Source organism: Acuticoccus kalidii, assembly GCF_021556395.1.
GTDB lineage: Bacteria > Pseudomonadota > Alphaproteobacteria > Rhizobiales > Amorphaceae > Acuticoccus > Acuticoccus kalidii.
Genome location: NZ_JAKGCS010000006.1, coordinates 129,095 through 146,205 on the forward strand (window position 1 = coordinate 129,095; position 17,111 = coordinate 146,205).

A 17,111-nucleotide genomic window follows, 5' to 3' on the forward strand; every position below is an offset into this window, starting at 1 on the left:
ACCGGCAGGGCGTCATTGAAGGCGGGGCGCGATGTCTCGGCCGCTTGCGGGCGCGCATGGGCGCGGCCTCACCCGTGCGCCGGAAGGACGTCGGAGATCGCCGCCCCGATCCGCTCGACGATGACGTCGACATCGTCCGCCGTCACGATGAAGGGCGGGGCGACGAGGATATGGTCGCCGAGCGCTCCGTCGATCGTGCCACCCATCGGATAGACCATGATATCGCGGGCCATCGCGGCCTTCTTGATCGCCGCATGGGTCTTCCGTTCCGGCGCGATCGGCGCTTTCGTTTCCCGGTCGGCGACGAGCTCGATGCCGAGAAAAAGGCCTCTGCCGCGAATGTCGCCGACGTTCGGATGCTGGCCGAGGCGGGCCTCGAGGCCTTCCTTCAGCCGCGTTCCCATGGCGCGGACATTGGCGAGGAGGTCGCGATTCTCGATCTCTTCGATCACCGCGATCCCGCCGGCGCAGGCGGTCGGGTGGCCCATATAGGTGTGGCCGTGCTGGAAGAAGCCGCTGCCGGCGGCGATCGTCGCGTGGATCTCTTCGGCAACGAGGGTCGCGCCGATCGGCTGATAGCCGGCGCCGAGGCCCTTGGCGATGAGGATCATGTCCGGCCGCACGCCGTCGGCGTCCGCGGCGAAGAGGTGGCCGGTGCGGCCCATCCCGCACATCACCTCGTCGAGGATGAGGAGGACGCCGTACCGGTCGCAGATCTCGCGGATACGGGTGAAATAGCCCGGCACGGCCGGCACCGCCCCCATCGTCGCCCCGACGACAGGCTCGGCCATGAAGGCGGCGACCGTCTCGGGGCCGAGGCGGAGGATTTCGGTCTCGAGCTCGTCGGCGACGCGGCGACCATAGGCCTCCTCGCTCTCACCGGGCTCGGCGAAGCGCCAATAGTGGCACGGGGCGATGTGGCTCATCGCGTCGGTGAGGAGCGGGGCGAACTGGCGGCGGCGCCACTCGTTGCCGCCGGCGGCGAGGGCGCCCAACGTGTTGCCGTGATAGGACTGCCGCCGCGCGATGATGCGCCGGCGCTCCGGCTCGCCCTTTTCGAGGAAATATTGCCGGGACAGCTTGATCGCCGCCTCCGCCGCCTCGGATCCGCCGGAGACGAAATAGGCGCGGCCGATCCCCTCGGGCGCACGCTCCACGAGCATTGCGGCGAGGCGCTCGGCGCTGTCGGAGGTGAAGAAACCCGTGTGGGCGTAGGGCAGCGCGTCGAGCTGGGCCTTGATCGCGTCGACCACGACCTTGTCGGAATGGCCGAGACAGGAGACCGCCGCCCCGCCGCACGCGTCGAGGATGCGCCGCCCGTCCGCGGTTTCGACGAAGATACCGTCGCCACGAACCGCGACCGGCATATCGGCCGCGCTCGCGCGCTGGAACACATGAGGTGACGCCATCAGAAGGCCGGCTCCGTTTGCCGCCGCCGCTGGAAGAGGATCACCACGGCGAGCAGAAGGAAAGCCGGAATATAGAACACTTCCTTCGGCATCCGCTCGGCCGGCGTCTGGACGGATTGCAGCACCACCGGCTCGTCGGCGTAGAAGTCGAAATCTTGCGACAGGTAGGCGAAGGGCGTGCCGGGGAACGGCTCTTCCATGACCATGTTCTCGCCGTCCTCCATGAACAGGAGATCGGAGCCGAGCTTGTCCTCGCCGGTCGCGCCGTCATTGAGGCGCGTGACGATGAAGATCGTGTTGCGCTTGTTGGGATTGTTGAAGTCCGTGCCGACGAGCTCGAGGCGGAGATTGCTGCCGACCGGCTCCTGCTCGGCGATCTGGAAGACCTCGGACCCGGCGTGCGAATGATAGGGCGGCTGGACCATGTCGAGCCAGATGCCCGGCCGGAAGAGGGTGAGCGCGACGAGGACGAGCGCCGCCGTCTCCACCCAGTTGCAGCGGGTGAAGAAATATCGCTGCGTCGCGGCGGCGAAGGCCAGCATCGCGATCACCGCGATCACGAACGCCTTGAGGCCGATATACCAAGGCACGAAGACGGCCTTGGCGACGCCGTCGACGATTTCGACGTGCATCATCAACAACTCGGTGTTGAAGATGAAGAGGAAGGGCAGCAGCGCCGTCCGGATATCGTAGGCGAAGCCCTGGAAACCGGTCTTGATCGGGTCGCCGCCCGAGATGCCCGCCGCGGCATAGGCGGCGAGACCGACGGGTGGCGTGTCGTCGGCGAGGATGCCGAAATAGAACACGAAGAGGTGCGCGGCGACGAGCGGGATGATCAGCCCCTCCGACGCGCCCAGCGAGACGATGACCGGCGCCATCAGCGAGGCGACGACGATATAGTTCGCCGTCGTCGGCAGGCCCATGCCGAGAATGAGGCTCATCACCGCAACGAGAATGAGCATCACCATCAGCGAGCCGCCCGCGAGCGCCTCGATGAACTCGGCGACGACCTGATGCGCGCCGGTCAGCGAGATGGTGCCGACGATGATGCCGGCGGCGCCCGTCGCGACGGCGATCGGGATCATATTGCGCGCTCCGGCGACCATACCGCGGGCGAACTCGTCCCAGCCGCGCAGGAAGCTGCCGGACAGGCCTTCGCCGCGCCGCAGGACCGCTTTGATCGGATGCTGGGTGAGCGCGATGAAGATCATCGCGAGCGCCGCCCAGAAGGCCGACAGGCTCGGCGAGAGGCGCACGACCATCACGCAATAGAGCAGCACGATGATCGGCAGGATGAAGTGCAGCCCGGTGAGGACGACATCGCCCGCGCGCGGCAGCTCGGTGATCGGCGCGTCCGGATCGTCGACCTCGAGGTCGGGGCGGCGGGCGGCGACCACGAGCGTGCCGAGATAGAAGAGCAGGAAGATCAGGATGCCCGCTTCAAGTGAGGCACCCGGCATCTGCGCCGCCACGAAGCCGAGCACATAGTGGACGAAAAGGCCGAGGGCCGCGATCAACCCGGCGCCGAGCAGGAAGCCGCCGAGCTTGCGGGCGAGCGACTGCGCCTTCGAGGGCGGCCGCGGCAAGCCCTTCAGCCCGAGCTTCAAGGCTTCGAGGTGCACGATATAAACGAGCGCGATGTAGGAGACGACCGCCGGCAGGAAGGCATAGACGATGAGGTCCGTGTAGGGCGTGCCGGTGAACTCGGCGATCAGGAAGGCGGCCGCGCCCATCACCGGCGGGGTGAGCTGCCCGTTGGTCGACGAGGCGACCTCGACGGCGCCGGCCTTCTCGGCCGGGAAGCCGGTGCGCTTCATCAGCGGGATGGTGAACGTGCCCGTCGTCACCGTGTTGGCGATCGAGGAGCCGGAATAGATGCCGGAGAGCGCCGAGGCGACGACCGATGCCTTCGCCGGACCACCGCGCAGGTGACCGAGAAGAGCGAAGGCGATCTTGATGAAGAAGTTGCCGGCCCCCGCTTTTTCGAGAATCGCCCCGAACAGCACGAACAGGAAGATCAGCGAGGCCGACACCCCGAGCGCGACGCCGAAGACGCCCTCGGTCTGCATCCAGAAGTGCCACATCGCCTTGCCGTAGGACGCGCCCTTCCAGCGGATCGCGTCGAGAAGCCATGGCGAGGAGCCGAAGAAGACGTAGGCGAGGAAGATGCTGACGACGATCAGCAGCGGCAATCCGAGCGCGCGATAGACGGCGATGCCGAGCGTGATCAGACCGAGCGTCGAGACGACGAGATCGGTCGTGGTCGGCAGGCCGGGGCGGCTCGCGATCTGATCCTTGAAGACGACGAGATAGAGACAGCAGGCGGCGCCCAGGATCGCGAGGATCCAGTCGTAAATCGGGATCTTGTTGAGCGAGGCGCGGGCGCTCAGCGGAAAGGCCATCGAGACGAGGACCATCGCGAACGAGAGGTGGATGACCCGGACTTCGGTGTTGTTGAAGACGACGTGAAGCCCCGTCGCCTGCTGGATCATGAACGGAAGGGGCGAGGCGGTATAAAGCTGGAACAGCGACCAGACGAAGGCGATGCAGGGGATCAGATATTTCTGCCAACCGATCGGCTGCCGCGCGCCGCTGTCGACCGACGCAACGATATCGTCGCCGGAGGTCGCGGCACCTGGCGCGTGAAGATCCGTGGCCTGCGTCGTCATCGTCCCATCCTGTGCTCGCCTTCCAGTAGCGTTCCATGCTTTGGGTGAGCCGCAAAGGGTTTTTTATCCGCAGACGGCGAGAACGAAATGGATAGCGTTGAGCATCGCGAGGCGTTGGACCTCGTCCACTTCTGGTTGCGCGCGGGTCCGGTGCGTTGGTTCGACCGAAATGACGGGTTCGACGAGGCGTGCCGCGGCTGGGTGAACACTTGGGAACGCGCCTGCAAGGGCTATTGCGATGACTGGGCGCGGACCGCGACCGGCAGCCTCGCGTTGATCATTCTGTTCGATCAGATCCCGCGCAATTCCTTTCGCGGCCTCGCCGATCAGTTCGCCTCGGACGACAAGGCGCTTGCGGCGGCCGACGCGGCTGTCGCCGCGGGGCACGACCGGTCACAGGTGATGCCGGTGCAGAACTTCTTCTATCTGCCCTACCAGCACGCCGAGGACCTCGCCGCCCAGGAGCGCGGCCTCGATCTCTACCGCGTCGCCGGGGACCAGAACGCGTATTTTTACGCCCTCGTCCATGCCGATGCGATCCGCCGCTTCGGGCGCTTTCCGCATCGCAATCCGATCCTCGGCCGCGAGAGCACGGCCGAGGAGATCGCCTACATGGAAAGCGGCGGCTTCGCGAACTGACGCGGGCGCGCCGCGGCGCTCAGATCGGCCAGGCGCGCCGCTGGTGCGCGCCGTTCCAGAACATCCATTCGAGCTGCGTCGCGGTGGTGTAGGCGACATGCATCGCCTCGATCATCCGCGGCGAGGCGGTGGCGGCGGCCTCGTCGGTCGCCGCGCGCATGGCGCGGACGGCCTCGTGAAACTCTTCGCCGGCATAGGTGTCGATCCACGCCTGATAGGCGTTGCCGGCGGAGGCGCGGCCGAGAATGTCGCGTCCGACCTCGGCATAGATCCAGAAGCAGGGCAGAAGCGCGGCGAGCACCACCTCGTAAGGCTCGGCATAGGCCGTCGCCATCAAATACGAGACATAGTGATGACACGTCGGAGAGACGGGGCTCGCCTCGAAATCCTCTGGCGAGATTCCCCAATCGGCGAAGAACGAGCCGTGCAGCGCCCGCTCGACAATGACGGCTTCCTTGGCGGCGTCGCAGAATTGGACCATGCGGTCGGGGTCGGGCGCCTTCGCGGCGGCGATCGCGAGCGCGCGGCCGAAGCCGATCAGATAATGCGCGTCCTGGACGATATAATGCTCGAACTGCGCCCGCGAGAGCGTGCCGGCGGCGAGCTCCTCATTGAAGCCCATCGTGCGGATCGTCTCATAACGGGCGGCGTTGCGGGTCCATGCGTCGTCGGAAAAGGTCATTCGCGCGTTCCGGGTTTGGAAAGTCGCCGCCCGCGCCGGGACATCGGCACGCGTCACCGTTCGTCGGGGGCGGGTGGCGGTCGATCCGGCTTAACATGGCCGGGCACGGTCACGGAACCGGGCCGGCCGCCGCAAGTGTCGCAGCGAGCCAGTCGGGCGCGTCGGAGGCGATCGCGGTGTATTGCGCGCCGGCGAGTTTGGCGAGACGCTCGTAGACGTCGGACCGGCCGGCCGGCTTGATTTCGACCACACGGCTTCCCGAGCGGGACGCGAGTAGGTTGGTGAGCGCGGCGCCATGGCCGCCGACGACGATATCGGCCGCTGCGAAAAGGCCGAGTTGATGAGCCGGCGAAAGATCGGCCGTATCGACCGCGACGAACCCCTTCCGGCCGAGCGCTGCGACGAGCTCGCCTTCATCGGCCACACGGGCATCGGCGATCCCGCGGCGCTCGAGGACGATACGCCGTGTCGGCGTCTCGGGCGCGATGGCGAAACGGGTGATCGCGGCGCGGATCGCCTCCTGCGTGGCAAGGCTCCGTTCGAGGAGCGGATGGGCGATCGGCTTGCCGAACGCGTCGTCAGCATAGATGAGGCGGCGGACGCGATAGGGAACGCCTTCCTTCAGGAAGAGCGCATCCGGCATCACCTCGGCGACGAGCGCGCGGGCGAACGGCCAGGCCGCGCCGTAAAAAGCCACGGGAGCGGCGGCGAACCCACGTCGCGCCTCGACCGCGCGCACCAGATGGTCGACCAGGACGTGGCACATATTGCCGTCGCAGAAGCGGTCACCGGCGAGCACGATCTCGTCGAGCGGCACGGCGTTCGCGGCGAGCGCGCGAAAGAGCTGCGGTCGCCCGACCAGGGTGGAAAGATCAAGGAGCGTTCCGTCGGCACGGAAGACGGCGACGCCGCGCCGGCCGAGCTGCGGCTCGTCCTGGAACGCGTGTTTCGGCCCCGAATAATAGATCAGATGAACATCGTCGAGGACGTGAAACGGCACCGCGCCGTCGTGCCCGCGATAGGCTCCGTCGTGCACGCGGCGTCGGGCGTCCAAATGGGGCTCGGCGGCGTAGCGCGGCCAGTTTGCCCGCTGAGCCTCGGGGACGACGGAGATGCTCGCCTTGTTCAATCCGCGAATGCCCTTGGGCATCGGCTGTGGCGCCGTCGGCGGTTCGTTGCGGTGGGGCATGAAACGATCTGCGGGCTTTGCCGTCCTGAAACGAAACAAGGCCGGCCGATGCCCGGCCGGCCTTGTCCGATCATGCGTCGTCCGAAAGGACGCGCGAATTACATCCAGCCGCGCTCTTTATAATAGCGCTCGGCGCCCGGATGGAGCGGCGCGGACAGGCCGTCCGAGATCATCTCCTCTTCCGACAGGTTCGCGAAGGCGGGGTGGAGCTGCTTGAACTGGTCGAAATTGTCGAACACAGCCTTTACCACGGCATAGACGACATCGTCGGAAACGTCGGCCGAGGTGATCAGCGTCGCGCCGACGCCGAAGGTCGTCGTGTCCTGATCGTTGCCCTTGTACATGCCGCCGGGGATGACAGCGGTCCGGTAATAGGGGTTGTCAGCGACCAGCGTGTCGATCGGCTCGCCGGTGACGTCGATCAGCTTCACGTCGCAGGAGTTCACGGCTTCCTGGATCGCGGCGGCGGGGTGGCCGACGGTGTAGATCATCGCGTCGATCTTCCCGTCGCACAGAGCCTGCGCCATTTCCGAGCCCTTCAGCTCGGTCGCGAGGGAGAAATCGTCCATCGTGATGCCGAACGCATCCATGACGACTTCCATCGTGTAGCGCTGGCCGGAGCCGGGATTGCCGACATTGACGCGCTTGCCCTTCAGATCCTCGAAGCTGTTGATCCCGGAATCGGACTTGGCGAGCAGGGTGAACGGCTCGGGGTGGATCGAGAAGACGGCGCGTTCCTTCTCGAACGGGCCCTGTTCGGCAAAGCTCGAGCTGCCATTATAGGCGTGATACTGCCAGTCGGACTGGGCGACGCCGAAATCGAGCTCGCCGGAGCGCACGGTGTTGATGTTGTAGACCGAGCCGCCGGTGGATTCCGCCGAGCAGCGGATGCCGTGATCGCGGCGGCCGCGATTGACGAGCCGGCAGATCGCGCCACCGGTCGGATAATAGACGCCGGTCACGCCGCCGGTGCCGATCGTCACGAAGGTGTCTTGCGCGGAAGCGCCGGTGGTGGCGCCGGCCGCCGTCATCGTCGCGGCGGCTACGAGCGCCAATACACTCTTTTTCATAGATGCTCTCCCACTCGATGGCCCCGGTCTACGCCGCAGCCAGATCGCGATTGATCGGGGCCGGGCCCCGCTGGCCGACGTTACCCCAACGCTGAGGTTGAACGCCACCCGCAATCCGTCCGGGCCGACCTTGTCAACGTTCGGTCGGCCACTCGCGTCTGGAACGACTCGTCGCGACACGTCGTTACCGCTTCAGGATAGCAAACCTATTCAGAAACGAATTTCTAAACGGAAGGAGCAAGAAATGGCCCGCAACTGGTTAAGCGGAACAGCCCTTGCCGTCCTCTTGGTCGCGTCGCCGGCGATTGCTCAAGACCAGCCGGTCTGCGCCCTTTCGGGTGCAAATGCCGACGGCTCGCTGGCTGAGCGCATTGGCCAGATCGATGCGAACGGGGACGGCGAAATCACGCTGGCCGAATTCGAGGCCTGCCTCGCCGACAACAATGTCGCCGAAGCGGATCGCGCGACCTATCTCGCCGAGTTCGACAATCTAGACGCGAACGCGGACAAAATTCTTTTGATCGCCGAACTCGAGGCGCCGCAGACTGCGGACGCGAACATGGGTGGTCAGCCTGAGGGTCGCGTCGAGGTCACGCAGCAGGCCGCCGAGGTTCAGGTGTCGGAGACCGCGCCGGAGGTGACGGTCGAGGAGGCTGCCCCGCGCATCGCCGTGGACCAGAAGGCGCCGGAGGTCGAAGTCTCCCAGCCGCAGCCCGAGGTGAGCGTGCAGCAGCCCGAGCCCGAGGTGACGGTCGAGCAGGATGAGCCGCAGGTGGCCATCAATCAGCCGGAGCCGCAGATCTCGGTCGACGCGCCGCCGCCGCAGGTCGAGGTTCACCAGGCCGATCCCGAGGTGCGGGTCGAGCAGACCGAGCCGCGCGTGTCGGTGGAGCAGCCCGATCCGGTGGTCAACATCGAGAAGGCCGAGCCGACCGTCGAGGTCGAGACCGAGGAGCCGAAGGTCGTCGTCAATCAGGCCGAGCCCGAGATCATCATCCAGAAGGTGACCGAGGCGGACGCCGGTGGTGACGTCGCCGAGAATGCGGCCACCGAGGCGACCGAGGCCAACACGGACGCGATGGCGCAGGCCGACCAGGCTGCGACCGCCGAGGCCGACACGGCCGCCGCCGATGAAGCCGCGCCGGCCCAGACCGCCGCCGCCGAATCCGCCGAGCCGACCGACGCGGGCGCCGCGACCGCCGGCGTTCCCTTCGACGAGCTCGACGGCGCCGACGCCTACAACGCCAATGGCGACGAGCTCGGCCGGATCAATCAGGTCGTGATGCGGCAGGGGACGAGCGATCTCTATGTCGTGGTGGCTGCCGGTGGCTTTCTCGGCATCGGACAGAGCGAGATCGTCTTCCCCTATGAGGACGTTTCCATCGTCGACGACGAGGTGGTGATCGACACGCCGCTCACGAAGGACACGATCGAAGATCGCGAGGACTACGAAGAGGAGCTCTACGTCGAGGTTCCCGACGATCGCGTAGTGGAGTGATTCCGCCGCGGCGCGCCGGTCCAGGCGCGTCGCACCGACCCGGTGAGACACACGCCACAGATCAACCCGCACACGAAAAAATTTGAGGAGCCCGACCCATGCTCATCCGCACAGCATTCGTCGCGCTGATCGCCACGACACCCGCTCTGGCGCAGGCGCAAAACCCGCAACAGGCCGAGCAGCCGCAGGCCGTCCAGACCGAGGGCGCCGCGACGCCGAACCAGGCCGCCCAGAACGCGCCTGCGGCCCCGGCGACCGATGGGGATGCCGCCGGCGAAGTGGACCGCACCCATGTGACGGTCCGCCAGCCTGCGGCGACGGTCCGCGTGTTCGAGCCGGCGGCGACCGTCACCGTGACGCAGCCCGCGCCGCGCATCACGGTCCGTCAGTATGATCCGGTCGTCACCGTCACGCAGCACGAGCCGGAGGTCACCGTTCGTCCGCGCAAGCCCGATGTTCGCGTCGAGCTGCGTGATCCTGAGGTGAGCGTCGAGCAGGACGCTCCGACGGTCGCCGTCGAGCAGCCGGATCCGCGCGTCTCCGTCGAGCTGCCGGATCCGACCATCGACGTCGATCAGGCGCAGCCGCGCGTCACCGTCGAGCCGGTCGAGCCGCGTGTCGCGGTGACGACGCCCGAGCCGACCGTCGACGTCCAGCAGCCGACCTTCAATGTCGAGGTCCAGCAGGAAGACCCCAAGGTCGCGGTCCAGAAGGCCGATCCCGACGTTGCCGTCGAGGAGACCGGCACGCCGACGGTGACGCAGACGGAAGCGCCGGAGCCGACCGTCGAGACGCGCACCGAGCCCGCCGAGCCGCAAGAGGACGCGGCTGCGGCCCAACCGGCGCAGTCGTCCACGACGGAACAGGATGTCGCCCAGGCCTCGACGCCGGAGGATGCCGCCGAGGCGCAGGCCGGCACCACCACCGAGGCTGAGGCCGACACCAGCGCTGAGGTCGAGGCCGACACCAGCACCGAGCCGCAGACCGAAGCCACCGCGGAAACCGCTGCGACGCCGGAGCCGGTCAAAGTGCCGCGCGACCAGATCGTCGGCATGACGCTCGTCAACACCGAGGGTGACCGGGTCGGCAAGGTGGAGAATGTCCTTCTCGACCCGACGCTCAACGAGCCGGTCTATGTCGTCGGCGTCGGCGGCATTCTCGGCCTCAATCAGAAGCATCTCGTCTTCCCCTATGACGAGATCCGCATCGAGGGTGACGAAGCCATCCTCATGAGCGGCGAGGCCGACAGCGCGTTGGAGGACCGCCCGGAATATCGGGAGGAGAACTATGTCGAGCTTCCCGCCGAAATGGTCGAAACGGCGTCCCAGTAAGACCGATCACGGTTGAATATGAGCGCGCGGATATCCTCGATATCCGCGCGTTTTTCGTTTCGTTGCCGAACCGTAAACCGCCTCTTTCATACAAGGCGGAACGATCGCGGCGTCGCTCGGATTGGTTGGAGAGAACCGCCGGCGTCGCTGTCGTCGCCCCTACAAGACGTCCCCGAGGAGCCTTCTATGACCCCCAATTGGATGCTCGGCACCGCGTTTGCCGCCGTCCTCGTCGCCGCACCGGCGTTTGCACAATCGCCGAATGCGCAAGAACCCGAGAGCTGCTCTCTCGCCGACCTCGATCAGGCGGGGTTCGATCGCCTCGATACCGACGGCGATGGCGCACTGAGCCCGGCGGAGGTCCGCTCGTGCTTCGAGAACACGGAGCTGACGGGCGATCAGGAGAACGCCTTCGACGCGGCCTTCAATCGGGCCGATCTCGATGTGAACGGGAAACTCACCCTCGCCGAGTTGCAGAGCTTCATCGAGAACGAGCGGCAGCGGACGGCTTCGGCGGCCGCCGGCAATGCCACCCAAGGCACGATCACCGTGACGCAGCCCGCGCCGGAAATCACCGTGTCGCAGTCGGCTGCGAAGGTGACGGTGAAGCAGGCCGCCCCGCAGGTCGCGATCGACGACAAGACGCCGCGCGTTTCGGTCTCGCAGCCGGAGCCGGAGGTCGCGGTTACCCAGCCGGAGCCGAAGGTGTCCGTCGAGCAGCCCACGCCCGACGTGACGGTGACGCAGCCCGAGCCCGACGTGACGGTCGAGCAGCCTGAACCCGAGGTCACCGTCGCCGCGAACGAGCCGACGGTTTCGGTCGAACAGGCCGCGCCGGAGGTCGAGGTCGACGAAAGCGCCGAGACGGTCACCGCCGAGACCAACACCGAGGCGTCCCCGGCGAACGAGACCCGTTCGGGTTACACGATCCGTATCGACGACTGGATGGACGCGACGGTCCTCAACGCGGACGGCGAGGAGATCGGCACCGTGACGGATGTCGTCCTCGACCCGGCCGACGATATGCCGATGGTCGTCCTCGCGGTCGGCGGCTTTTTCGGGATCGGCGAGAAGAAAATCGCCTTTCCGTACGAAGATTTCGCCATCGCCAACGGCGCCATCGTCCTCGACAGCACGATGACGCGCCAGGATGTCGAGGGCATGGAGCCTTACGACGCGGCGGCTTACGAGGAGCTGCCGGAGCGGATGGTCGTCCGCTAGGCGCGGGCGCCATCGGAATGCGGAAGAGGCCGGGCCCAGCGCCCGGCCTTTTTCATGGCGCGCCGCGCGTCAGCGGGTGACGATTTCCGGCCCCATCAACGTCGTCGGCAGGAAGGTGGAGAGCGGCGGGAAATAGGTCACGATGATGAGGAAGATGAAGAGCACGCCGACAAAGGGCGCGGCGGCCTTCACCACCTGGACGAGACTCATCCCCGTGATGCCGGACGTCACGAAGAGGTTGAGCCCGATCGGCGGGGTGATCATCCCGATCTCCATGTTGACGACCATGATGATGCCGAGATGGATCGGGTCCACCCCGAGCTCGACCGCGATCGGGAAGACGACCGGCGCGACGATCAACAGAAGGCCCGACGGCTCCATGAACTGGCCGCCGATCAGGAGGAGGATGTTCACCGCGATCAGGAAGGTGAACCAGTTGAAGCCCGCCGAGATCATCCATTCGGTGATCGCCTGCGGGATCCGCTCCGAGGTGAGGACGTGGGCGAACAGCAGCGCGTTGACGATGATGAACATCAGCATGATCGTCGTGCGCGCGGCGTCGATCATCACCTTGCGGGTGTCGCCATGGACGATGGTCCCCGGCGCATGGAAGAGCGCGACCCCGACATTGCGCACGAGGTGGACGAACCCGATCGACAGCGCCGCCGGCACGTTGGCGCTGCCCTGCCGTGCCGAGATGTAGAGAAGCGCGCCGATCAACGCCGCGACGGCGCCGAGAACGAGGCGCCGGTCGAACGCGCCTTCGCCGATCGCGAAATAGCCGATGATGAGAACGATCACGAAGAGGGCGAGGCCGTAGACCCAGGCGAAGAAGCCGGCACGCGCGAGGCCGCTGACATTCTCCGGCAGGAACCGCCTGCCCTTCATCGGCCCCATATCGCGATAGATGAAGAGGGCGATGACGAAGGAGTAGACGGCGGCGACGGCGGCCGCCTCGGTCGGCGTGAAGACGCCGCCATAGATGCCGCCCAGGATGATGACGATGAGGAAGAGCCCCCAGGCCGCGTCTTTGCCGGCGCGCACGAGTTCGCCCCAGCCACCCCATTCGCCCTTGGGCAGCCCCTTGATGCGGGCCATCACGAAGATTGCGCCCATCAGCATCAACCCGGCGACGAGGCCCGGAATGACGCCCGCGAGGAACATGCGGCCGACCGAGACGTCGGTCGCCGCGGCGTAGACGACCATCACGATCGACGGCGGGATCAGGATGCCGAGCGTGCCGGCGTTCGCGATGATGCCGGAGGCGAATTCCTTGGTGTAGCCGACCTGCCGCATCCCGGCGATCGCGATGGTGCCGATCGCCACCACCGTCGCCGGCGAGGAGCCGGAGAGCGCCGCGAACAGCATACAGGCGAGCACCGATGCCATCGCGAGGCCGCCGCGGAACGAGCCGACCGCGGCGATCGCGAAGCGGATGATGCGCTGCGCGACCCCGCCCGTCGACATGAAGGCGGAGGCGAGGATGAAGTAGGGGATCGCGAGCAGCGTGTAATTCTGGCTTGCGGTGAAGAGCTGCAGGGCGACGGAGGAGATCGTGTCCGTCGAGAAGAAGGCGATCAGGAGCAGAGAGGACAGGCCGAGCGAGACCGCGACCGGGACGCCGACGAGAAGAAAGAAGAAGACGAGGGCGAAGAGGATTGCCGGTTCCATCAGTCCCTCAACACGTCTTTGTTTTCGGCGACGAGGTCTTCCGCCTCGTGGCTCGCAATGATCAGGTCGCGTTGACCGCGCGCGATATCGATGAGCGCCTGGAAGGCCCGCATCGTGAAGAGGCCGAGGCCGACCGGCAGGATGAGATAGGCGACCCAGCGGTGAACGCGCACCTGGCCCGCCCATTCCTGCATGAAGCCCGGATAAATGAGATCATCGAGGCCGGTGCCGACGCGGAAAAAGCGCCACCAATAATCGACGGCCCCGCCGCCGCGCGTGGTCGCGCCGAGATATTCGAGCCAGTTCCCCGAAATGAGGATGATGCCGTAGAGCATCGCCGCGAAGGCCCCGAACATTGCGAAGAAGCGGAAGAGGGGGCGCGGCAACGCGCGGATCAGCGTGTCGATACCGAGATGGGCGCCGATGCGCACGGCGTAGCTCATGCCGAACAGGATCAGCCAGGCGAACAGGATGCGGTTGAGCTCCAGCGCCCCGGTGATGCCCGAATTGAAGCCGTAGCGCAGCACCACCTGGACGAACGCGACGAGCGTCATCAAGGCGAGGATGATGGCGATGAAGATCTCTTCGAACGCCGCCATCGTCTCCGGGGCGAGCCGGTCGAGGATGAAGTAGAACACGACGAAGGCGATGAGGATCGGGAGCGGATAGGCGACGAGGAGGTCGTACATGGCCAACCTTGCGAATTCGTGCGGGATTCCCCCTCGGCCGCGAAGCCTCGGAAGCCCGTGCATTCGATCGAGCGCCGGTCCCCGAACGCACCATCACGCGGCGGCGAGCGAGCTCGGTGAGCCGGCTAGCTTAACCGCGAATTGACGGCTGGGCGATCGTCGTGGCGCAAATCGGGTCGATAGCGGCGCACGAGGGCGTGATCGCCTCCGTGCGCCAAGTCGGGCTCAGGCCTCAGGAGCCGCCATTGTTCGCCGCGACCGCGGCGTCGATGAGATCCTTGCCGATCTCGTCCTCGAACTGGGACCAGACGGGCTTCATCGCGTCGACCCAGGCTTGGCGCTGCTCGGGCGTCAGCGTGCGGACGGTGCCGCCGGCGTCGATGATGGCCTGCTTGGCTTCCTCGTTGAGCTGCGCGGACTTCTGATTGTACTCGTCCGACACCTCTTTGAAGATCGTGAGGAACTGCTCGCGGGTTTCGTCGTCGAGGCTGTCGAGGAACTCGTCGGTCGTGACGGCGAAGTAGGTCAGGAGCTGGTGGTTGGTCTCCGTGATGCCGTCCTGCACCTCGAAGAATTTCTGCGTGTAGATGTTGGTGTAGGTGTTTTCCTGCCCGTCGACGACGCCCTGCTGGAGCGCGCCATAGACCTCGTTGAAGGCGAGCTTCTGGGCGTTGGCGCCGAGCGCCTCGATCATCGCCTGGGCGATGTCGGACGTCTGCACGCGGAATTTCAGGCCTTTCGCATCGGACGGCAGGAGCAGCGGCTTATCGGCGGAGAACTGCTTCAGGCCGTTGTTGATGTAGCCGAGGCCGATATAGCCATAGTCCTGCATCGAGGTGAGGAGGCTCTTACCCTCCTCGCTCTCCGTGAACCGGTCCACCGCCTCGAGATCGGCAAACAGGAAGGGCAGATCGAAGAGGCCGAGCGTGCGCGTATAGGCGCCGAATTTCGACAGCGACGGCGCGGCGAGCTGGACGTCGCCGAGGAGAAGGGCCTCCATGACCTTGTCGTCGTCGTAGAGCTGAGAGTTCGGGAAGACTTCCATGCAAGCCTTGCCGTCCATCTCGTCGTTCACGCGTTCGGCGAGGGCGGCGGCCATTTCCCCCTTGGGGTGGCCGCGCTCGGCGACGACGTGGCTGAATTTGATGACGATTTCCCCATCGTCACATGCCGCGAGGGCGGGCGTGGAAGCGACCATCGCCAAGGCGGCGGCGCAGAGAATTGCTTTCATTGGGCGCACTCCTCAGGTTTCTGTGCTTCCCCTGTTACACAGAATATTTGCCCGCGGAAGTACCATTGTCGTTAATTGAGGCATGTGAAAGCAATTCGTGAATTGTTGACAGCGTTCATTCCAATCGAGTGAAACGATCCGCAGTCACCTCGCAAGAGGAGTGATCCCTTTTCAACGACGACAACGTCCGTTGCGCCGCCGGCGAGGGCCAAGGGGCCGCATCGATCGGTCCATGATCATGCGAACGCGACCGATCGCCTCACTGCGAAGGCCGGCGCCGGCATCGCCGAGCGGCACGCCCGCTGCCCGTGCATATCAAAACTGCGAACTTGCGCCCATTCAATGCGAGTTGGCGGTTGCGAGACGGCGCCAACCTCGATATCTGAGGGGCGGCGCAGCGGGCCGCTGTAGCTCAGATGGTAGAGCAACGCATTCGTAATGCGTGGGTCGGCGGTTCGAGTCCGTCCAGCGGCACCACCCTTTCCTCTCCCAGACCTCGATCGGGAGAGCGGCTCGCGCGCCTTCCCGATTTCCGAGCCTCGCACCTCTGCCAAATCCACCATCGCTCAAGCGGTGGCGATCTCCTCCCGCGTCACCTCCGGCAGCAGCCGCTCCATGTCCTCGATCCGGGCAAGTTCGGTGTGCGGCGTGAGGATCGCGGCGGCCCCGGCGGCGCTGCCGCGCGCGACGGCGTCCTCCAGCGATTCGCCGCGCGACAGGCCGATGATCACCCCCGCGACCATCGAATCCCCCGCGCCGACCGCGCTGACGAGATCGACCTTCGGCGCGCTGTAGCGCAGCGCCCGTTCCGGCGTGACGAGAAGCGCGCCGTCTTCGCCCAGCGAAACGAGGACGTTCTTCGAGATCCCCTTGTCGATCATCGCGCGCGCGGCCTTCGCTTGCGTGACGGCGTCGGGCAGGGCCTCGCCGGTATAGCTCTCGAGCTCGACGAGGTTCGGCTTGATGAGATAGGCGCCGAGGCAGGCCGACAGCATGTCGCCGGGCCCGTCGACGATGAGCGCCGCGCCGAGCTCGGCCGCCAGCGCGCCCACATTGGTGCAGCTCCGCGGCTCGATTCCGGGCGGGAGACTGCCGCTCAGGACGATGCAGCGCGGCGCCGGCTCGACCTCGCGCAGCATCGTGAAGAGCGCCTCCGCCTCGGCCTCGGTGATCGACGGTCCGGGCATGACGAAGCGATATTGCTCGCCGCTCTCCTTCTCGGTGACGGTGAGGCTCTCGCGCGTCTGGCCCGCGATCGGCACGGCCTTGGTCGCGATCCCTTCGGCCGCGACGGCGTCCTGAAGGCGCGCGCCGTTGCTGCCGCCGACCGTGAAGATCGCGACGACATCGACACCCGCCCGTCCCACCACGCGGGCGACGTTGATGCCGCCTCCGCCGGCCTGAACCGTCGGCGTCTCGCAGCGCAGCTTCGCGGTCGGGACGACCTTTTGGGTTCGCGTCGAAATGTCGATCGCCGGATTCATTGTAATCGTCGCAACGAGCGTCACGGCGTGTCCTTTCGTTGAGCGTCGTGAGGCGGTCCCACGGGGTCGCCAGTCTCCGAACGGCGCGTATCCTGATCTCGATCCGTCTTAGGCCACGCGATCCTGCGAGGAGAAGGGGGCATCGGAAGGAGCGGCGAGAATGCAAATTTCTTCACACGGCCGGCGGGTTTGTGGCAATCTTGTGCGGCGGTCGACTGCTTCGAGGCAATTTAATAATATGAGCAATATATACCTGGCAAATTATAGCGTTTCGCTATATTAGCGCCGATCCCAGGTTGTGGCTCGACATTCGAGCGTTTGTTCGGGT

Annotated in this window: 13 protein-coding genes and 1 tRNA gene; 5 read left to right on the forward strand and 9 right to left on the reverse strand. The window is 66.1% G+C overall.

The window, feature by feature from the left end:
* Positions 1-68: 68 nt before the first annotated feature.
* Both L1787_RS01975 and L1787_RS01980 read right to left on the reverse strand, forming a co-directional pair.
* Positions 69-1,409 carry an aspartate aminotransferase family protein gene (locus L1787_RS01975; RefSeq protein WP_235706802.1) on the reverse strand — a complete coding sequence of 447 codons (1,341 nt, stop codon included), beginning with the start codon at positions 1,407-1,409 and terminating at the stop codon, positions 69-71.
* On the reverse strand, positions 1,409-4,078 hold the full coding sequence (locus tag L1787_RS01980; protein WP_235706803.1) for a TRAP transporter permease: 2,670 nt from the start codon (positions 4,076-4,078) through the stop codon (positions 1,409-1,411). Before L1787_RS01980 ends, L1787_RS01975 begins: the two co-directional genes overlap by 1 nt.
* Positions 4,079-4,165: 87 nt before the next feature.
* Between L1787_RS01980 and L1787_RS01985 the strand changes: the two genes are divergently transcribed.
* Positions 4,166-4,717 carry a DUF924 family protein gene (locus L1787_RS01985; protein ID WP_235706804.1) on the forward strand — a complete coding sequence of 184 codons (552 nt, stop codon included), beginning with the start codon at positions 4,166-4,168 and terminating at the stop codon, positions 4,715-4,717.
* A gap of 19 nt (positions 4,718-4,736) precedes the next feature.
* Here the strand turns inward: L1787_RS01985 and tenA are convergent, their stop codons facing one another.
* From tenA to L1787_RS02000, 3 genes are all read right to left on the reverse strand, one after another.
* Complete coding sequence (gene tenA / locus L1787_RS01990) at positions 4,737-5,399, reverse strand: thiaminase II (RefSeq protein ID WP_235706805.1); 663 nt, start codon at positions 5,397-5,399, stop codon at positions 4,737-4,739.
* A gap of 109 nt (positions 5,400-5,508) precedes the next feature.
* Positions 5,509-6,549 carry a glycosyltransferase family 61 protein gene (locus tag L1787_RS01995; protein WP_235706806.1) on the reverse strand — a complete coding sequence of 347 codons (1,041 nt, stop codon included), beginning with the start codon at positions 6,547-6,549 and terminating at the stop codon, positions 5,509-5,511.
* Positions 6,550-6,686: 137 nt separating this feature from the next.
* Positions 6,687-7,658: a TAXI family TRAP transporter solute-binding subunit gene (locus L1787_RS02000; protein WP_235706807.1), complete on the reverse strand. Its 972-nt coding sequence runs from the start codon at positions 7,656-7,658 to the stop codon at positions 6,687-6,689.
* Positions 7,659-7,902: 244 nt separating this feature from the next.
* Here L1787_RS02000 and L1787_RS02005 point away from each other — a divergent pair, with 244 nt between their 5' ends.
* The 3 genes from L1787_RS02005 (at position 7,903) to L1787_RS02015 (ending at position 11,708) form a co-directional block, all read left to right on the forward strand.
* Positions 7,903-9,156, forward strand: coding sequence for a PRC-barrel domain-containing protein (locus L1787_RS02005; protein ID WP_235706808.1), 1,254 nt, complete (start codon positions 7,903-7,905; stop codon positions 9,154-9,156).
* A gap of 98 nt (positions 9,157-9,254) precedes the next feature.
* Complete coding sequence (locus L1787_RS02010; protein ID WP_235706809.1) at positions 9,255-10,487, forward strand: PRC-barrel domain-containing protein; 1,233 nt, start codon at positions 9,255-9,257, stop codon at positions 10,485-10,487.
* A gap of 186 nt (positions 10,488-10,673) precedes the next feature.
* Positions 10,674-11,708, forward strand: coding sequence for a PRC-barrel domain-containing protein (locus L1787_RS02015; RefSeq protein WP_235706810.1), 1,035 nt, complete (start codon positions 10,674-10,676; stop codon positions 11,706-11,708).
* A gap of 69 nt (positions 11,709-11,777) precedes the next feature.
* Here L1787_RS02015 and L1787_RS02020 read toward each other — a convergent pair whose 3' ends face one another.
* The 3 genes from L1787_RS02020 to L1787_RS02030 form a co-directional block, all read right to left on the reverse strand.
* Positions 11,778-13,379 (reverse strand): TRAP transporter large permease, encoded by a 1,602-nt coding sequence (locus L1787_RS02020; protein ID WP_235706811.1) that lies wholly within the window; start codon positions 13,377-13,379, stop codon positions 11,778-11,780.
* Positions 13,379-14,068, reverse strand: coding sequence for a TRAP transporter small permease (locus tag L1787_RS02025; protein WP_235706812.1), 690 nt, complete (start codon positions 14,066-14,068; stop codon positions 13,379-13,381). Before L1787_RS02025 ends, L1787_RS02020 begins: the two co-directional genes overlap by 1 nt.
* A 232-nt stretch (positions 14,069-14,300) precedes the next feature.
* Positions 14,301-15,299, reverse strand: coding sequence for a DctP family TRAP transporter solute-binding subunit (locus tag L1787_RS02030; protein ID WP_235706813.1), 999 nt, complete (start codon positions 15,297-15,299; stop codon positions 14,301-14,303).
* A gap of 401 nt (positions 15,300-15,700) precedes the next feature.
* Here L1787_RS02030 and L1787_RS02035 point away from each other — a divergent pair.
* A tRNA-Thr gene (locus L1787_RS02035) sits at positions 15,701-15,776 on the forward strand.
* An 89-nt stretch (positions 15,777-15,865) separates the two neighbouring features.
* Here L1787_RS02035 and L1787_RS02040 read toward each other — a convergent pair.
* The gene (locus L1787_RS02040) at positions 15,866-16,807 is read right to left on the reverse strand and encodes a 1-phosphofructokinase family hexose kinase (RefSeq protein ID WP_235706814.1); all 942 of its coding nucleotides are present in this window, start codon (positions 16,805-16,807) and stop codon (positions 15,866-15,868) included.
* Positions 16,808-17,111: the final 304 nt, after the last annotated feature.

Excerpts from the sequence above, each read along its gene's own strand:
- L1787_RS02000 (WP_235706807.1), bottom strand. The coding sequence starts at position 7,658 with ATGAAAAAGAGTGTATTGGCGCTCGTAGCCGCCGCGACGATGACGGCG.
- L1787_RS02025 (WP_235706812.1), bottom strand. The coding sequence starts at position 14,068 with ATGTACGACCTCCTCGTCGCCTATCCGCTCCCGATCCTCATCGCCTTC.
- L1787_RS02010 (WP_235706809.1), top strand. The coding sequence starts at position 9,255 with ATGCTCATCCGCACAGCATTCGTCGCGCTGATCGCCACGACACCCGCT.
- L1787_RS01975 (WP_235706802.1), bottom strand. The coding sequence starts at position 1,409 with ATGGCGTCACCTCATGTGTTCCAGCGCGCGAGCGCGGCCGATATGCCG.
- tenA (WP_235706805.1), bottom strand. The coding sequence starts at position 5,399 with ATGACCTTTTCCGACGACGCATGGACCCGCAACGCCGCCCGTTATGAG.
- L1787_RS01995 (WP_235706806.1), bottom strand. The coding sequence starts at position 6,549 with ATGCCCAAGGGCATTCGCGGATTGAACAAGGCGAGCATCTCCGTCGTC.
- L1787_RS02030 (WP_235706813.1), bottom strand. The coding sequence starts at position 15,299 with ATGAAAGCAATTCTCTGCGCCGCCGCCTTGGCGATGGTCGCTTCCACG.
- L1787_RS01985 (WP_235706804.1), top strand. The coding sequence starts at position 4,166 with ATGGATAGCGTTGAGCATCGCGAGGCGTTGGACCTCGTCCACTTCTGG.
- L1787_RS01980 (WP_235706803.1), bottom strand. The coding sequence starts at position 4,078 with ATGACGACGCAGGCCACGGATCTTCACGCGCCAGGTGCCGCGACCTCC.
- L1787_RS02020 (WP_235706811.1), bottom strand. The coding sequence starts at position 13,379 with ATGGAACCGGCAATCCTCTTCGCCCTCGTCTTCTTCTTTCTTCTCGTC.
- L1787_RS02005 (WP_235706808.1), top strand. The coding sequence starts at position 7,903 with ATGGCCCGCAACTGGTTAAGCGGAACAGCCCTTGCCGTCCTCTTGGTC.
- L1787_RS02015 (WP_235706810.1), top strand. The coding sequence starts at position 10,674 with ATGACCCCCAATTGGATGCTCGGCACCGCGTTTGCCGCCGTCCTCGTC.